16 protein-coding genes are annotated in these 16,000 nt (G+C 47.6%); 15 read left to right on the top strand and 1 reads right to left on the bottom strand.

The window, feature by feature from the left end:
- Positions 1-67 precede the first annotated feature (67 nt).
- Positions 68-865: a type I methionyl aminopeptidase gene (map, locus tag M0415_RS01715; protein WP_041408815.1), complete on the bottom strand. Its 798-nt coding sequence runs from the start codon at positions 863-865 to the stop codon at positions 68-70.
- 308 nt (positions 866-1,173) lie between these two features.
- Here map and rpsB point away from each other — a divergent pair, with 308 nt between their 5' ends.
- The 15 genes from rpsB to rnhB all read left to right on the top strand — a co-directional run bounded on the left by rpsB (position 1,174) and on the right by rnhB (position 15,935).
- Positions 1,174-1,902 (top strand): 30S ribosomal protein S2, encoded by a 729-nt coding sequence (gene rpsB, locus M0415_RS01720; RefSeq protein WP_011071784.1) that lies wholly within the window; start codon positions 1,174-1,176, stop codon positions 1,900-1,902.
- 119 nt (positions 1,903-2,021) lie between these two features.
- Positions 2,022-2,873 (top strand): translation elongation factor Ts, encoded by an 852-nt coding sequence (tsf, locus tag M0415_RS01725; protein ID WP_011623392.1) that lies wholly within the window; start codon positions 2,022-2,024, stop codon positions 2,871-2,873.
- 70 nt (positions 2,874-2,943) lie between these two features.
- Positions 2,944-3,672 carry a UMP kinase gene (gene pyrH, locus M0415_RS01730; protein WP_089067413.1) on the top strand — a complete coding sequence of 243 codons (729 nt, stop codon included), beginning with the start codon at positions 2,944-2,946 and terminating at the stop codon, positions 3,670-3,672.
- 30 nt (positions 3,673-3,702) lie between these two features.
- Complete coding sequence (gene frr / locus M0415_RS01735) at positions 3,703-4,260, top strand: ribosome recycling factor (protein WP_011717689.1); 558 nt, start codon at positions 3,703-3,705, stop codon at positions 4,258-4,260.
- A gap of 82 nt (positions 4,261-4,342) precedes the next feature.
- Positions 4,343-5,170, top strand: coding sequence for a polyprenyl diphosphate synthase (gene uppS / locus M0415_RS01740; RefSeq protein ID WP_011623389.1), 828 nt, complete (start codon positions 4,343-4,345; stop codon positions 5,168-5,170).
- Positions 5,171-5,190: 20 nt separating this feature from the next.
- Positions 5,191-6,048 (top strand): phosphatidate cytidylyltransferase, encoded by an 858-nt coding sequence (locus tag M0415_RS01745; protein ID WP_011623388.1) that lies wholly within the window; start codon positions 5,191-5,193, stop codon positions 6,046-6,048.
- 4 nt (positions 6,049-6,052) lie between these two features.
- A complete protein-coding gene (gene ispC, locus M0415_RS01750) occupies positions 6,053-7,243 on the top strand; it encodes a 1-deoxy-D-xylulose-5-phosphate reductoisomerase (protein ID WP_249555886.1) in 1,191 nt (396 codons plus the stop codon).
- A 50-nt stretch (positions 7,244-7,293) separates the two neighbouring features.
- A complete protein-coding gene (gene rseP / locus M0415_RS01755) occupies positions 7,294-8,664 on the top strand; it encodes a sigma E protease regulator RseP (RefSeq protein ID WP_249555885.1) in 1,371 nt (456 codons plus the stop codon).
- Between the two features lie 31 nt (positions 8,665-8,695).
- Complete coding sequence (gene bamA, locus M0415_RS01760; RefSeq protein WP_249555884.1) at positions 8,696-11,176, top strand: outer membrane protein assembly factor BamA; 2,481 nt, start codon at positions 8,696-8,698, stop codon at positions 11,174-11,176.
- A 65-nt stretch (positions 11,177-11,241) separates the two neighbouring features.
- The gene (locus M0415_RS01765; RefSeq protein WP_011623384.1) at positions 11,242-11,739 is read left to right on the top strand and encodes an OmpH family outer membrane protein; all 498 of its coding nucleotides are present in this window, start codon (positions 11,242-11,244) and stop codon (positions 11,737-11,739) included.
- A 3-nt stretch (positions 11,740-11,742) separates the two neighbouring features.
- Complete coding sequence (gene lpxD / locus M0415_RS01770; RefSeq protein WP_086902376.1) at positions 11,743-12,768, top strand: UDP-3-O-(3-hydroxymyristoyl)glucosamine N-acyltransferase; 1,026 nt, start codon at positions 11,743-11,745, stop codon at positions 12,766-12,768.
- Positions 12,769-12,800: 32 nt separating this feature from the next.
- Positions 12,801-13,265 (top strand): 3-hydroxyacyl-ACP dehydratase FabZ, encoded by a 465-nt coding sequence (fabZ, locus tag M0415_RS01775; protein ID WP_041412686.1) that lies wholly within the window; start codon positions 12,801-12,803, stop codon positions 13,263-13,265.
- Positions 13,262-14,032 (top strand): acyl-ACP--UDP-N-acetylglucosamine O-acyltransferase, encoded by a 771-nt coding sequence (gene lpxA, locus M0415_RS01780; RefSeq protein WP_011717682.1) that lies wholly within the window; start codon positions 13,262-13,264, stop codon positions 14,030-14,032. The genes fabZ and lpxA overlap by 4 nt, the downstream gene beginning before the upstream one ends.
- 116 nt (positions 14,033-14,148) lie before the next feature.
- A complete protein-coding gene (gene lpxB, locus M0415_RS01785) occupies positions 14,149-15,306 on the top strand; it encodes a lipid-A-disaccharide synthase (RefSeq protein ID WP_011717681.1) in 1,158 nt (385 codons plus the stop codon).
- Positions 15,306-15,935, top strand: a complete 630-nt coding sequence (rnhB, locus tag M0415_RS01790) for a ribonuclease HII (RefSeq protein WP_249555883.1) — start codon at positions 15,306-15,308, stop codon at positions 15,933-15,935. The genes lpxB and rnhB overlap by 1 nt, the downstream gene beginning before the upstream one ends.
- Positions 15,936-16,000 lie beyond the last annotated feature (65 nt).

The following is a 16,000-nucleotide window of genomic DNA, read 5'->3' on the forward strand; positions in this document are numbered from 1 at the left end:
GAGTCCCTTGTTTGGATGAGTTAGGTGTTCAGTAATCCTCTGAGTCCTAACGTACTAAGTATGTCGCTTAGTGATTAATGATACGCGGGAAGTCTTCCTCATCACGTAGAGTCAGGACTTCTACACCGGTTTCGGTCACTAATAATGTATGTTCCCATTGGGCAGAGTTTTTACCATCGGAGGTGGTGACAGTCCACTTATCGTCACGGTCTAACACTGTGGTGTGGCGACCGGCGTTGATCATTGGCTCAATGGTAAAACACATGCCAGGGCGTAAAATGGTGTTATCGCCATTACGGTAGTGCATGACTTGCGGCTCTTCATGGAAACCGGCACCAATACCGTGACCACAATAATCTTGCACGATGGAATATTTCTCAAGACCTGTTTTGCTGGCTTTGATGAATTTTTCGATAGTATTGCCGATTTCTCCCAGTTTTAACCCCGGGCGAACCTTACGAATGGCCAGGTATAAACTCTCTTGCGCGATACGGCACAGGCGTTTGTCCTTAGGGCTGACTTCACCGATTAAGAACATTTTAGAGGTATCACCGTGGTAACCGTCTTTGATGACTGTGATATCGATATTGAGAATATCGCCATCCTTGAGAACGCGGTCACTCGGAATACCATGGCAAATAACGTTGTTTAACGAAGTACAAATCGACTTAGGAAAACCATGGTAGTTGAGCGGGGCAGAAATCGCGCCTTGCTCTTCGGTATATTTGGCGCAGATATCGTTTAGTTCATTAGTGCTCACGCCAGCCTTAACATAAGGTGCGATCATTTCTAATACTTGTGCGGCCAGCTTACCCGCTGCGCGCATTTTCTCGATTTCTTCTGCTGTCTTAATGACTATACTCATTGCGTTTTCTCTTGTGTCTTCGATGTCTATTGGCGCCATCCACCCGATGCAAAAATTTGTGCTTTAGGGCTATTTATGGTATAAAGCGCGCCGTTATGTTTAAGTCTTGCAGGTTGTTTAAGGTTAGCTTTTGCTTATCTTAACCCAAGGCAAGACTAAAGATGGCGGCCATTATACATGGCAATTTATCTAAATACTAAATCACACACGTGTCGACACATTCTTCGGGGTGCCCTCAGCTGTTAACTGCGGGGTCGAAGACATGGGATACGTGGAGGTCTAACCCCCTAAATTTTAAGGTAATAGAAATGACTACAGTTTCAATGCGCGATATGCTCCAGGCCGGTGTCCACTTCGGTCACCAAACCCGTTACTGGAACCCAAAAATGAAGCCATTCATTTTCGGTGCTCGCAACGGCGTTCACATCATCAACCTAGAGCATACTGTGCCAATGTTCAATGAAGCACTGGCTTTCATCAGCAACGTTGCTTCAAAGAAAGGTAAAGTATTATTCGTTGGTACTAAACGTGCTGCTGGCGAAGCGATCAAAGAAGCTGCTATTTCTTGCGATCAGTACTACGTTGATCACCGCTGGTTAGGCGGTATGCTGACTAACTGGAAAACCGTTCGTCAGTCAATCAAGCGTCTGAAAGAACTGGAAAGCCAATCAGTAGACGGTACTTTCGACAAGCTGACCAAGAAAGAAGCGCTGATGCGTACTCGTGAGCTTGAAAAGCTGGAAAAATCTTTAGGCGGTATTAAGAACATGGGCGGCCTGCCAGACGTATTATTCGTTATCGGCGCTGACCACGAGCATATCGCTATTAAAGAAGCTAACAACCTGGGTATCCCTGTTGTTGCAGTTGTTGATACTAACTCTGCTCCAGACGGTGTTAACTACATCGTTCCTGGTAACGACGACGCAATGCGCGCTATTCGCCTGTACACTACTTCTGTTGCTGCAGCTGCTAACGCTGGCCGTGGTCAAGATTTAGCTGTTCAAGCTGAGCAAGACGGTTTCGTAGAAGCCGAATAATAATAAGGCGGGATGAGTCTCATCACCCTTATTAACCAAGATTTTGATTGGTTAACAGGGGCCATTCGGCCCCTGTTTTATATCTGCAAATTAGTCGAATTTTTAGAGAGGATTTAACAATGGCAATTTCTGCTGCCCAAGTTAAAGAACTGCGTGAGCGTACTGGCGCAGGCATGATGGATTGTAAAAAAGCGTTAGAAGAAACCAACGGCGACATGGAGTTAGCAATTGACAACATGCGTAAGTCTGGTGCTGCTAAAGCTGCTAAGAAAGCAGGTAACATCGCTGCTGACGGTACTATCCTGATCAAAAACGGTGAAGGTTTCGCAGTACTGTTAGAAGTAAACTGCCAAACTGACTTCGTTGCTAAAGATGCGAACTTCTTAGGTTTTGCTAACGCTGTTTTAGACGTTGCTGCAGCGTCTAAAGTGTCTTTAGAAGACTTAAAAGCCCAATTCGAAGAAGCCCGTGTTGCTCTGGTTGCTAAAATCGGTGAAAACATCAACGTTCGTCGCGTTGAGTACATCGACGGCACTCAATTAGCTTCTTACCGTCACGGTGAGCGTATTGGTGTTGTAGTTACTGGTGAAGCGGATGAGGAAACTCTGAAGCACCTAGCAATGCACGTTGCTGCTTCTAAGCCAGAATACGTAAACCCAGAAGACGTTCCAGCTGACGTAGTCGCTCGTGAACAAGCTCTGCAAATCGAAATCTCTATGAATGAAGGCAAGCCTGCTGAAATCGCAGAGAAAATGGTTGTTGGTCGTATGAAGAAGTTCACCGGTGAGATCTCTCTGACTGGTCAAGCTTACATCATGGAACCAAAGAAAACTGTTGGCGAATTCTTGAAAGAGAAAGGCGCTAAAGTCACTAACTTCATTCGTTTAGAAGTGGGTGAAGGTATTGAGAAGAAAGAAGAAGATTTCGCAGCTGAAGTTGCTGCTCAAATCGCCGCTTCTAAAAAGGCTTAATCGCCAACGCTAAATACCCCCAAGACCGCAGCAATGGCTGCGGTCTTGTTATGACCAGGATATAAAAATTATGAGCACCAATCCAAAACCTGCATTTAGACGCATTCTTCTAAAATTAAGTGGCGAGGCACTGATGGGCGACGAAGGCTTCGGCATCGACCCTAAAGTGTTAGATCGCATGGCTCAAGAAGTGAAAGAGCTGGTAGAGTTAGGCATTCAGGTGGGTGTGGTCATTGGTGGTGGCAATCTATTTCGCGGTGAAGGCCTAGCAAAAGCTGGCATGAACCGTGTGGTGGGCGATCACATGGGTATGCTGGCAACGGTTATGAACGGCTTGGCCATGCGTGATGCCCTGCACCGTGCCTATGTTAATGCTCGTCTGATGTCGGCAATCCCGTTAAAAGGGGTATGCGACGACTACAATTGGGCTGAAGCTATCAGCTTATTAAAATCAGGCCGTGTAGTGATTTTTGCTGCGGGTACTGGTAACCCATTCTGCACTACCGATTCTGCTGCTTGCTTACGCGGCATTGAAATCGAAGCAGAAGTCGTGCTAAAAGGCACTAAAGTTGACGGCGTTTATTCTGACGACCCGATGAAAAATCCAGAAGCAGTGAAGTACGATGAATTATCGTACACTGAAGTACTGGACAAAGAATTAAAAGTAATGGACTTAGCAGCCTTTACGATGGCGCGTGATCATGACATGCCAATCCTAGTATTCAACATGAACAAACCAGGTGCTCTGCGCCGCGTGGTCATGGGTGAAGAAGAAGGCACATTGATCAGAGCGAAATAAGTTATTTAATGACCAAGAAGGACATTTAACGTGATTGCAGATATTAAAAAAGATGCTCAAGAGCGCATGGGTAAATGCGTAGAAGCGACTAAGAACCAAATGGCGAAAGTACGTACAGGTCGTGCACACCCAAGCTTACTGGACTCTATCCAAGTGTCTTACTACGGCACTATGACCCCGCTGAACCAAGTGGCGAACGTGGGGATTGAAGATGCGCGTACCCTGTCTGTGACTGTATTCGACCGTAGTGCAATCCAAGCGGTTGAGAAAGCGATTATGAGCTCAGATCTTGGCTTAAACCCAATGTCAGCGGGCGCAACCTTACGTATTCCATTACCCGCACTGACTGAAGAACGTCGTAAAGACTTCATCAAAGTGGTTCGTGCAGAAGCTGAAGGCGGCCGTGTGGCGATTCGTAACGTACGTCGTGACGCGATTTCTGAAGTGAAGAAACTCGAAAAAGCCAAAGAATGTACTGAAGATGATGTTCGCCGCTTTGAAGACGAAGTGCAAAAGTTCACCGATGCTCACATTAAGAAGGTCGATGAGATTTTAGCGGCCAAAGAAATTGAGTTGATGGAAGTCTAATCTCAGGCGCTATAAGCTAGAGTTGCTACGCCGTGTAGGGGTATACTACACGGCGTTTGTCTATTTTAAAGGGTTGTAATAGATGTCATCCACAGTGGAATTTGATCCGCAATCTAGGTCAACTGAGCAGGATGCTTGTGCTCAGACAAGCTTACCGGAGGTATTACCCGAACTCGTTAAACAGTCATTACCTAAACATGTTGCGATTATTATGGATGGTAATGGGCGTTGGGCCCAAACCCAGGGCAAACCACGAGTGATGGGGCATAAAGCCGGCGTAAAGGCGGTGAGACGTGCGGTGAGTGCGGCCAGTCAGTTAGGGATACAATCGCTGACGCTATTTGCGTTTTCCAGCGAGAATTGGCGTAGACCCGATAAAGAAGTCAGCTTGCTGATGGAATTGTTTTTTACCGTGTTACAACGGGAAATTAAGTTACTCGATAAAAACCAAGTCCGATTGAATATCATCGGCGATATCAGCCGTTTTTCTGCGCGTTTACAAAAACAAATTCGTGCCGCAGAAGAAAAAACTGCAGGCAATAGTGGATTGATATTGAATGTAGCGGCCAATTACGGTGGCCGTTGGGACATACTGCAAGCAGCGCAAAAGTTAGCTGAAAAGGTGGAAAATGGCGAAATGACCAGCAGTCAGTTCACCGAAGAAGCCCTGAGTGAACATTTGTGCATGCAAAATCAGAGTGAAGTTGATTTAATGATCCGTACGGGTGGGGATTACCGGATCAGCAATTTTGTGCTCTGGCAGGCTGCCTATGCTGAATTGGTGTTTATGGACACCCTTTGGCCTGATTTCGATGAACAGGCTTTTCATGAAGCGATTGCTACTTTTGCCAGTCGCCAGCGCCGTTTTGGTTTGACCGGAAGTCAAATTGATGAGATGCGCGCATTGTAAAACGTCATGAGGGATTTTTTTTGCTAAAACAACGTATAATAACAGCAATTTGGTTAATTCCATTAGTTTTGGGAGCGATCTTTTTACTCCCCGTAGAGTACTTTGCTTGGGCCTTAGTGGCCGTGTTTCTGATCGCCGCTAAGGAGTGGGGCAGGATCATCGATAGTCAATGTGATGTGACTCAATGGAGTTTTACTTGCACCGTCGGTATTTTACTAATCGCGTTGAATTTAATTGTTCCCGCCGACACAATTTGGCTTAGGGGACAAATTCATCCTATCTATCTTGCCGTGATTGCTATCGGTGCATTCTGGTGGATAGTGTCACTGTTGTTGGTGGTGACTTACCCTAAAAGCGCCAAACTCTGGCAAAAGAACCCGATGCTAAAGTCCATGTTTGGACAACTCACCTTAGTGCCGTGTTTTGTGGCGCTGATTGCACTCAAATCCATTAGTTCGCAAATATCGCCTTACTATGGCGCATCATTAGTATTACTGGTGATGCTGATTGTTTGGGCGGCGGATTCGGGCGCGTATTTTGTCGGTAAAGCGGTCGGCAAGACCAAGCTGATGCCTGCGGTGAGCCCTGCTAAAACTCTAGAGGGTTTATTGGGCGGCCTGATGACAACACTGATTGTTGTCGCTGGCGTGATGTATATTTCGCCTGAGCAGGAATTAGGGTTAGTGGTTGCGGTGACCATTTTCGTGGCACTGATTTCGGCGCTTGGCGATTTATCCGAGAGTATGTTTAAGCGTGCCGCCTGCATCAAAGACTCGGGCACGATTCTGCCTGGGCATGGTGGCGTGCTCGATCGCATCGACAGCCTCACTGCGGCCCTGCCGGTGTTTACCTTAATCTACATTGCATTTTGGATGTAACGCTATGCAAAATATGGTGATTTTGGGCGCAACCGGGTCGATTGGTGCCAGCACTTTAAGTGTAATTTCGGCTAATCCCGATGCTTATCGTGTTTACGCTTTAGTGGCGAATGCGAGTGTCGATAAGATGCTCGCCCTGTGTGTGACCCATCGCCCCCAAGTCGCCCATATGGTCGATAGTCAGGCCGCATTAGCGCTACAAGCTAAGCTTCCCCCTGAGCTTAATATCCAAGTGAGCAGCGGTGAGGATGAACTCATCGCCTTAGTCACAGCCACCGAAGTGGATACTGTGATGGCCGCTATTGTTGGCGCGGCTGGGCTAGTGCCCACCTTAGCCGCCGTCAAGGCGGGTAAGCGGGTATTGCTTGCCAATAAAGAAGCCTTGGTGATGTCAGGTGAACTCTTTATTGAGGCCACGAAAGCATCGGGCGCCACTCTGTTGCCGGTCGATAGTGAGCACAATGCAATTTTCCAATGCTTACCCGAAGAGGTGCAGGACAATTTAGGCCGTTGTGATTTAGCCACATCCGGCATTTCCCATATTTTATTGACAGGCTCTGGCGGCCCCTTTTTGACCGCTAAGCTTGCCAGCCTTGCGTCGATGACGCCAGCACAGGCCTGTAAACATCCAAACTGGTCGATGGGCCCGAAAATTTCAGTCGACTCCGCCACTATGATGAATAAGGGCTTAGAGTTTATTGAAGCGCGCTGGTTGTTTAATACCCAGAAAGACCAATTAAAGGTGGTTATCCATCCGCAGAGCGTTATCCATTCGATGGTGCAATACCGTGATGGTAGCGTGATCGCGCAAATGGGTAACCCGGATATGCGTACACCGATTGCACATTGTATGTCCTATCCACAAAGAATTCGCTCTGGCGTTGAACCTTTGGATTTTTTCAAAGTCGGACAGTTAAGCTTTTGTGAGCCAGACTTTAATCGCTTCCCCTGTTTGGCGTTAGCGATCGCCGCTTGTGCCCAAGGTCAAGAAGCGACTACGGTACTCAATGCTGCCAATGAAATCGCCGTCGAGGCATTTTTACAGGGACAGATTGGTTTTACCCATATCGCCAAGGTGAATGAAGCTTGTTTATCCTCTGTGCCTAAACGGGCGATGACCAGCATCGATGATATTATCGCCCTCGATGCACAAACGCGGATTTATGCCCGCGAACAGTTAGCGAAATTTGCTTAACCCTCATTTAGTGTGGCTTAAGCGGATTTGACGATGACATAAGGAGTGGAATGTTAGATTTTTTGTGGAACTTAGGTTCGTTTATCGTTGCGCTTGGGCTGCTGATCACCGCCCACGAATACGGCCATTTCTATGTTGCACGCCGCTGTGGCGTGAAGGTTGAACGTTTCTCGATTGGTTTTGGTAAGGCGATTTGGCGCAAAGTGGGTCAAGATGGCACTGAGTACGTCATCGCCATGATCCCGTTAGGCGGCTATGTCAAAATGCTCGATGAGCGAGTAGAAGACGTACCCGATGAGTTAAAGGACAAAGCCTTTAACCGTAAAAGTGTATGGCAACGGATTGCGATTGTAGCCGCAGGTCCGATTGCAAACTTTATCTTTGCGATTATCGCACTGTATTTAATGTATTTAATTGGCGTGCCATCGCTCAAGCCTGTGATTACCTCAACCACACCTGGCACTGCGGCAGCGCAAATCCAAGTGAATGAGCCGATGCAAGTGACGGCAATTTCAGGCCAGCCTGTACGCAATTGGGAAGAAGTGAATTTAGCACTAGTGGGCCATATCGGCGATGACAGCTTAACCGTCTCCCTCGCGCCGCTAAATGGCTTGCAAGGTTTAGATACCACGGCTCGCACTTATACCCTTGATACCCGCGAATGGCGTTTCGACACAGAAAAAGAGTCGCCGATTACGGCGTTGGGTTTGAGTGTGTATCGCCCTGCGATTGAGCCACAAATAGCGCTTATCAGCGAAGGTAGTGCGGCGGCTAAGAGTGACCTGAAAGTCGGCGATACTTTGGTTGCCATCAATGGGCAAAATTACACGGATTGGCAAGCTTTTGTTGACATTATTCAACATTCTGCCAATGTGCCTGTTGAGTTAACTGTGCGCCGTAATGGCGAGCAGTTTGCCATCTCTGTGACACCTGCGAGTGTTAAAAATAGCGATGGCAAAGATATAGGTGTGCTTGGGGTGAGCCCAGCTCAGGCGCAATGGCCCGAGAATATGCGCCTACAACTCGAATATGGCCCAATCGATTCATTCGCTATCGCAGTGGATAAAACATGGCAACTTGTTGCTGTGAGCTTTAAGATGATTGGCAAATTATTTACTGGCGATGTGTCAGTGAAAAACTTAAGTGGACCTATCTCAATCGCACAGGGTGCGGGCAATAGTGCAAACTATGGCTTGGTTTACTTTCTCGGTTTCCTCGCGCTTATCAGTGTCAATTTAGGCATCATTAACCTGCTGCCATTGCCTGTGCTCGATGGGGGACACCTGCTGTATTACTTCGTTGAGGTAATCACTGGTAAACCTGTGTCTGAAAAGGTACAGGAAATAGGATTCAGATTTGGGGCAGCATTGCTGCTGATGTTGATGAGCATCGCGCTCTTCAATGACTTTGCCCGACTCTGAGCAAGGACAGACTAATAATTAGAAGTGCTCTATGAGATTGAATAAACTTTTTGCCTCGATGTTATTCGTCGGTGCGTCGTTTTCAGGGACTGTGTTGGCGGATACTTTCCAACCCTTTGAAGTGACCGACATCCAAGTTGAAGGTTTGCAGCGAGTCGCACTGGGTGCTGCCTTGTTAAGCTTACCAGTGAAAGTGGGTGACACTGTTGACCAGTTAAAAATTCAACAAGCCATTAAAAGCCTGTATGCATCGACTAACTTTGAGAACATCTCAGTCAGTCATGATGGCGGTGTGTTGATTGTCAAAGTCACTGAGCGACCAACGATCAGCGCCGTGACCTTTGAAGGCAACAAAGACATTAAAGATGAGCAGTTACAGGAAAGTCTGGACGGCTCAGGCGTGAAAGTCGGTGAGTCCTTAGACCGTACTATGCTGACGGGCATCGAGAAGGGATTACAAGACTTCTACTACGGTGTGGGTAAATACGGCGCGAAAGTCGAAGCGCAGGTGATTAACTTACCCCGTAATCGTGTCGAACTAAAATTCAAGTTCACCGAAGGTTTAGCGGCTGAAATTCGCCAAATTAACGTGGTTGGCAACAAAGAGTTTACCGATGCTGAGCTTATCGGCATGTTAGAACTCAAAGACTACGTGGCTTGGTGGGATCTGTTCGGTGAGCGTCGCTATCAGAAGCAAAAGCTGCAAGCTGACCTTGAAACCATTAAAACCTATTACCACAACAAGGGTTATATCCGCTTTGAAGTCACCTCGACTCAAGTGGCGATGACGCCTGACCGTAAAGGTTTGTATATCACCATCAACGTCAACGAAGGTGAGAAGTACAAGGTTAAAGATGTTAACCTCACTGGCGACTTAATGGGCCGCGAAGAGTTAATGAAATCGATTCTGCCAATTAAGGCGGGCGATATGTACAACGGCGGTGATGTGACCTTCACCGAAGAGATGTACAGCAAATACTTAGGCCGTTTCGGTTACGCTTACCCTGAAGTGAAAACCTACCCTGAAATTGATGATAAAACTAAGGAAGTGACCTTAAACATCAATATCAAACCGGGTAAACGTGTGTATGTGCGTTCGGTTAACTTCACTGGTAACACAGTTACTAAAGATGAAGTGATGCGCCGCGAACTGCGTCAGATGGAAGGTGCTTGGTTAAACTCGGCGCAGGTTGAGCAATCTAAAGCCCGTCTAAACCGTTTAGGCTTCTTCGAGACCGTTGATACCGAAACCATTCAAGTTCCGGGCACCGACGATTTAGTCGATGTGGCGGTGAAAGTTAAAGAGCAGCCATCGGGCTCATTTAACGCAGGTGTGGGTTATGGTACTGAATCGGGCTTAAGTCTGCAGTTTGGTGTGCAGCAAAATAACTTCCTCGGTACGGGTAACCAAGCGGGCGTGAGTTTAAGCACCAACAAGTACTCTAAGAACGTTAACTTATCTTACACAGATCCTTATTGGACCAAAGATGGTGTGAGCTTAGGTGGCAGTGTTTACTGGAACGAGTTCGATGCGAATGAGGCTAACCTTGAACGTTATAAGAACAGCTCCTATGGCGTGGCATTAAACTCAGGCTTCCCTATTAACGAATACAACCGTATCAACGGTGGTATTGGCTATCGTCATAACACGATTTCAGAAATCTCCGCCTACGAGCAGGCGCTGCGTTTTTACAATATCTACCGCGACGATGATCCAAATGCTGATTTAAGCTTCGATAACTTTGAGCTGAGCTTAGGCTGGTACCGCAGTACCTTAAACCGTGGCACCTTCCCAACGGACGGTTCGTCACAGCGTTTAAGCGGTAAGATGACAGTACCAGGCTCGGATCTGCAGTACTTTAAGACCGATTTCGATACTAACTATTATTTCCCTATCAACCGCAGCCACAGTTTTGTGTTATTAGCGCGTGGTCGTTTAGGTTATGGCAACGGTTATGGTCAATTTAATGATAATGACCAGATCCTGCCATTCTGGGAAAACTATTACTCGGGCGGTAGTACCTCACTGCGTGGCTTTAAGTCTAACTCGGTCGGTCCACGTTCATTCTACCTCTTCCGTGGTAGCGAGCCTTGTGCGCCGGATCCATCGGGTGATGGTTGTAGCTTACCGGGCGATCCAAACAGTATTCAGGTCAGTTCAGGTCGTTCAATTGGTGGTAACGCGATTGCAACCGCCAGTATGGAGTTGATTGTACCAACGCCATTCTTGGATGAGGCCTACACTAATTCTGTTCGTACCAGCTTCTTCGTCGATGCGGGTAACGTATGGGATACTGAGTTCGATTTCGCTAAGTATCAAACGCTACCAGCGGAAGAATTTGATAAGTTACAGGACTACAGTGATCCTGGCCGTATCAGAGCGTCTTGGGGGGTAAGCTTACAGTGGCTATCTCCTATGGGCCCAATGGTATTCAGCTTGGCATGGCCGATTAAAGAATACGAAGGCGATCAAACAGAGATCTTCTCGTTCAATATTGGCAAAACTTTTTAAAAGGCATACACTCGGCAGGTTTTGCTGAATATAACAAAGGTAACAAGGAGTCTATTTTGAACAAGATGGTAAACCGTGCCCTGGTGACGTTGGCTTTATTAGGTGCACCTTTAGCGGCGCAGGCAGAAAATATTGCTGTTGTTGATATGGGCGCTGTGTTTGAACAGTTACCTCAACGTGAGCAAATCTCCCAATCTCTGAAATCAGAGTTTGGTGATCGCATGGCTGAAGTTCAGAAAATGCAAGAAGAAATGCGCTCTCTGATGGAGAAGCAGCAACGTGACGGCGCGTTAATGAATGACACGCAAAAAACTGAGCTGGTTCGTAAAATGGAAGCGTTAAAATCTGAATATCAGCTAAAAGGTAAAGCGTTGGATGAAGACTTACGTCGTCGCCAAGGTGAAGAGCAAAACAAACTGTTAGTTAAGGTTCAAAAAGCCATTAACACTATCGCTGAAAAAGAAAAATACGATTTAGTTTTACAGCGCGGTGCCGTCATTTATGTTAAGCCAAATGCTGACATCAGTGGCAAAGTGGTTGAAGCCTTAAGCAAAGGCAAGTAATTAATGAAAAGTGTGACTTTAAAAGAGCTAAGCCTGTTATTAGACGGCGTTGTCCAAGGCGATGAAACGTTAGTGATCAACAGCGTTGCAACACTTGAACATGCCCAATCGGGCCAAATCTCTTTTTTAGCCAACAGCAAATACCGTGCTCAGCTTGAGTCAACTCAAGCGAGTGCGGTGTTATTGTCGGCTAAAGACGCGCAGGACTATTCAGGCACTGCGTTAGTTGTTAAAGACCCCTATGTGGGGTTTGCCCGTGTGGCTCAGTTTTTAGATACCACGCCCAAGGCGGCCGTGGGTATCCATCCATCGGCACAAATCGACTCTTCAGCCCAGTTAGGCGAAGGCGTAGCAATTGGTGCCAATGTGGTGATTGGCGCGAATGTGATCCTCGGCGAAAACGTGCAGATTGGTGCGGGCTCTGTGATTGGTCAAGACTCCATCGTAGGCTCTAACACTCGTCTGTGGGCCAATGTGACCCTCTATCATAATGTCCATTTAGGCCAAGATTGTATTATTCATTCCGGCGCAATTATTGGTTCCGACGGTTTCGGTTACGCCAACGAGCGTGGACAATGGATTAAAATTCCCCAAACCGGTGGTGTACGTATTGGCGATCGCGTCGAAATCGGTGCGAATTCAACTATCGACCGTGGCGCCTTAGGTCATACCGAGATCCACAACGGTGTGATCATCGACAACCAAGTACAGGTTGCCCACAACGATATTATTGGTGAAAATACCGCGATCGCTGGCAGCACGACCATTGCTGGCAGTGTAACCATTGGTAAATATTGTATTATTGGTGGTAACTGCGCGATTGCAGGCCACTTGACCATTGCCGACGGTGTCCATCTTTCTGGCGCGACAAACGTTACAGGTAACATGCGTGAGCCTGGTTTGTATTCTTCTGCGACAGTGGCAATGGAAAACAAAGTGTGGCGTAAAAATACAGTTCGCTTCCGTCAATTGGATGAACTGTTCCAACGTGTGAAAACGTTGGAAAAGAATTCAAATACACCAGAGTAATTGCCCCAAGGCAATTTTGAGGAACTAGGTTCGTGTCTAATCAAATGAACACTATGGATATTACGGAGATCCTTAAGTATCTACCCCATAGATATCCATTTTTATTAATCGATCGCGTTTTGGATTACACCCCAGGTGAGAGTCTCCATGCGATTAAAAACGTGACGATTAATGAACCCTTTTTCCAGGGACATTTCCCTGTTCAGCCTGTGATGCCTGGCGTGCTGATTTTAGAAGCCATGGCACAGGCCACGGGTCTACTCGCGTTTAAGACCATGAGTGACGATGTACCGCCTCCTGGTGTGTTGTACTATTTTGCTGGTATCGATAACGCGCGTTTTAGACGTGTGGTTGAGCCTGGCGATCAAATCCATTTTGAAGTCAAAATGATTAAAGAGCGCCGCGGGATTGGCGTTTTCTATGGTGAGGCCAAAGTGGATGGTGAAGTGGTTTGTTCCGCTGAAATCATGTGTGCCCGCAGAGAGATTAATCAGTGATAGATACATTAGCGTTTGTGCATCCCGATGCAAAAATTGGTAAAAACGTCACCATAGGCCCATGGAGTTATGTGGGGGCGGGTGTCGAGATTGGCGACGATTGTTGGTTAAGCTCCCACGTAGTGGTGAAGGGCCCAACCATTATCGGTAAAGGCAACCGTATTTTCCAATTCGCCTCCGTGGGTGAAGAATGCCAAGACAAGAAATACGCTGGCGAGCCAACTCGACTCATTATTGGCGATAACAACGTTATCCGTGAGCATGTGACCATTCACCGTGGTACGGTTCAAGACAATAGCGAAACCCGTATCGGCTCTAATAACTTGTTTATGAACTACGTGCATATCGCCCATGACTGTGTGGTCGGTAATAACGTGATTATGGCTAACAATGCCTCTATCGCAGGCCATGTGCATGTGGGTGACTGGGCGATTCTCGGTGGTATGACTGGGGTTCACCAGTTTGTGCATATCGGTGCCCACGCCTTTACTGCGGGTTGTTCGTTATTGCTACAGGATGTGCCCCCCTTTGTGATGGCGGCGGGACAACCTGCGATTCCTCGTGGCTTAAACAGCGAAGGTATGAAACGCCGTGGTTTCTCTAAGGAGAGCCAATTAGCGGTGCGCCGTGCCTATAAAACCTTATATCGCAGCAGTTTAACTGTTGATGAAGCGATTGAAGCGCTTGCCGAAGATGCGCAGAACGATGAGCAAGTTAAGTCGTTCATTGAGTTTGTTAAATCATCGGGTCGCGGCATTATTCGTTAAGAGTCTTAGACTCTACACTATGCCATTCATAGGCACTGCTCGTACTATTCTGCTTTAGACAATGCCATGGCAGAGATACGCTGCGGTGCCATTCACTTGTCAGATATGATTGGTTTATGAGCAAAAAATCTCAATTAGTGTTTGCAATGGTCGCCGGAGAACTCTCCGGCGATATTTTAGGTGCAGGTTTAATGGCTGCACTGCAAAAAACACACCCCAACGCCCGTTTTGTCGGTATTGGTGGACCTCGTATGGAAGCCTTAGGCTTCGAATCCCTGTTCGCGATGGAAGAATTAGCCGTGATGGGGATAGTCGAAGTGCTATCACGTCTGCCACGCTTACTCCATGTGCGCTCATCCCTGATTAAGTCCATCACCGAACTTAAGCCCGATTGTTTTATCGGTATCGATGCACCGGATTTTAATATTGGTCTTGAGCTTAAGTTAAAGGCGCAGGGAATTAAAACAGTTCACTACGTGAGCCCTTCGGTATGGGCATGGCGCCCTAAGCGTATTTTTAAAATCGCTAAGGCCACCAATATGGTGCTGTCATTATTGCCCTTTGAGAAAGCCTTTTACGATAAGCATCAGGTACCTTGTACCTTTGTTGGCCATACCTTGGCTGACGATATTCCGTTAGAGAGTGATAAGGCGAGCGCTCGTCAGTTGCTCGAACTCGATCCTGAGGCCGAATACCTCGCGATTTTACCCGGCTCACGCGGTGGCGAATTAAAGCAATTGGCCGAGCCTTTTGTGAAGGCTGCGCTACTTATCAAGCAGCAATTTCCCGATATTCGCTTTGTGACGCCCTTAGTGAATCAAAAGCGCCGTGAGCAGTTTGAGCAAGCATTAAAAGCGCATGCGCCGGATCTGGAAATCCACATGGTGGAAGGCAAATCCCGCGAAGTGATGGCCGCCGCCGATGGCATTTTACTGGCATCGGGCACGGCAACGCTTGAGGCCATGCTGATCAAACGCCCTATGGTGGTGGCGTATCGCGTGAGTCCGCTGACCTATCAGATCGCGAAAACCATGATGCAAGTGAACCGTTTCTCGCTGCCGAATCTGTTAGCGGGGCGAGATGTGGTGCCAGAGCTTATCCAGCACGATTGCACCCCAGAAAAGATTGCCGAAGCGGTTGGCGTTGAGCTGAATCGTGACTTTACGCCAATCAAAGCCGAGTTTGAGCGTTTACACCAAATGTTGCGCTGTGATGCCAGTCAAAAAGCGGCAGAGGCGGTGCTTGCACTTGTCGATGCTAAGGATGTGAACTAATGGCGGTATTTAAGACGTTGACCGACGCCGATATCGCCACCTTCTCAACAGGTTTAGTGGCGGGTGTGGATGAGGTTGGCCGTGGCCCGCTTGTTGGCGATGTGGTCACCGCTGCGGTGATCCTCGATCCCAATCGACCCATTGCAGGCTTAAATGACTCTAAAAAACTCACCGAGAAGCGCCGCGAGGCCTTGTTCGATGAGATTTGTGAAAAAGCCTTAAGCTATCATGTGGGGCGGGCCAGTCCTTTGGAAATCGATGAGCTGAATATCCTCCATGCCACAATGCTGGCGATGCAGCGCGCGGTAGCAGGGCTTGCTCGTGCGCCCGAGTTAGTTTTAGTCGATGGTAATCGCAGCCCAGCGTTTACGCACCAGGGGCTGTCTCTGACCAGTCATAGCATAGTCAAAGGTGATGGCCTGATTGCGAGTATCAGTGCGGCGTCGATTATTGCCAAAGTGACCCGCGATCGGGAAATGGATGCCCTAGATGCGGCCTATCCCCAGTATGGATTTGCTAAGCATAAGGGGTATCCGACTAAGGCGCATTTTGACGCCATCGCCGAGCACGGCGTGTTCGACCAATATCGTAAAAGTTTCAAACCCGTCAAGGCATTACTGGAGCGTTAACACCGATTGAGTGTTTTCACTTCAGCTTGAGAGCAAAGTCACTAGCCCAAGGGCTGTGACTTTGT

It is taken from the genome of Shewanella sp. 10B (assembly GCF_023475885.1).
Taxonomy (GTDB): domain Bacteria; phylum Pseudomonadota; class Gammaproteobacteria; order Enterobacterales; family Shewanellaceae; genus Shewanella; species Shewanella mangrovisoli.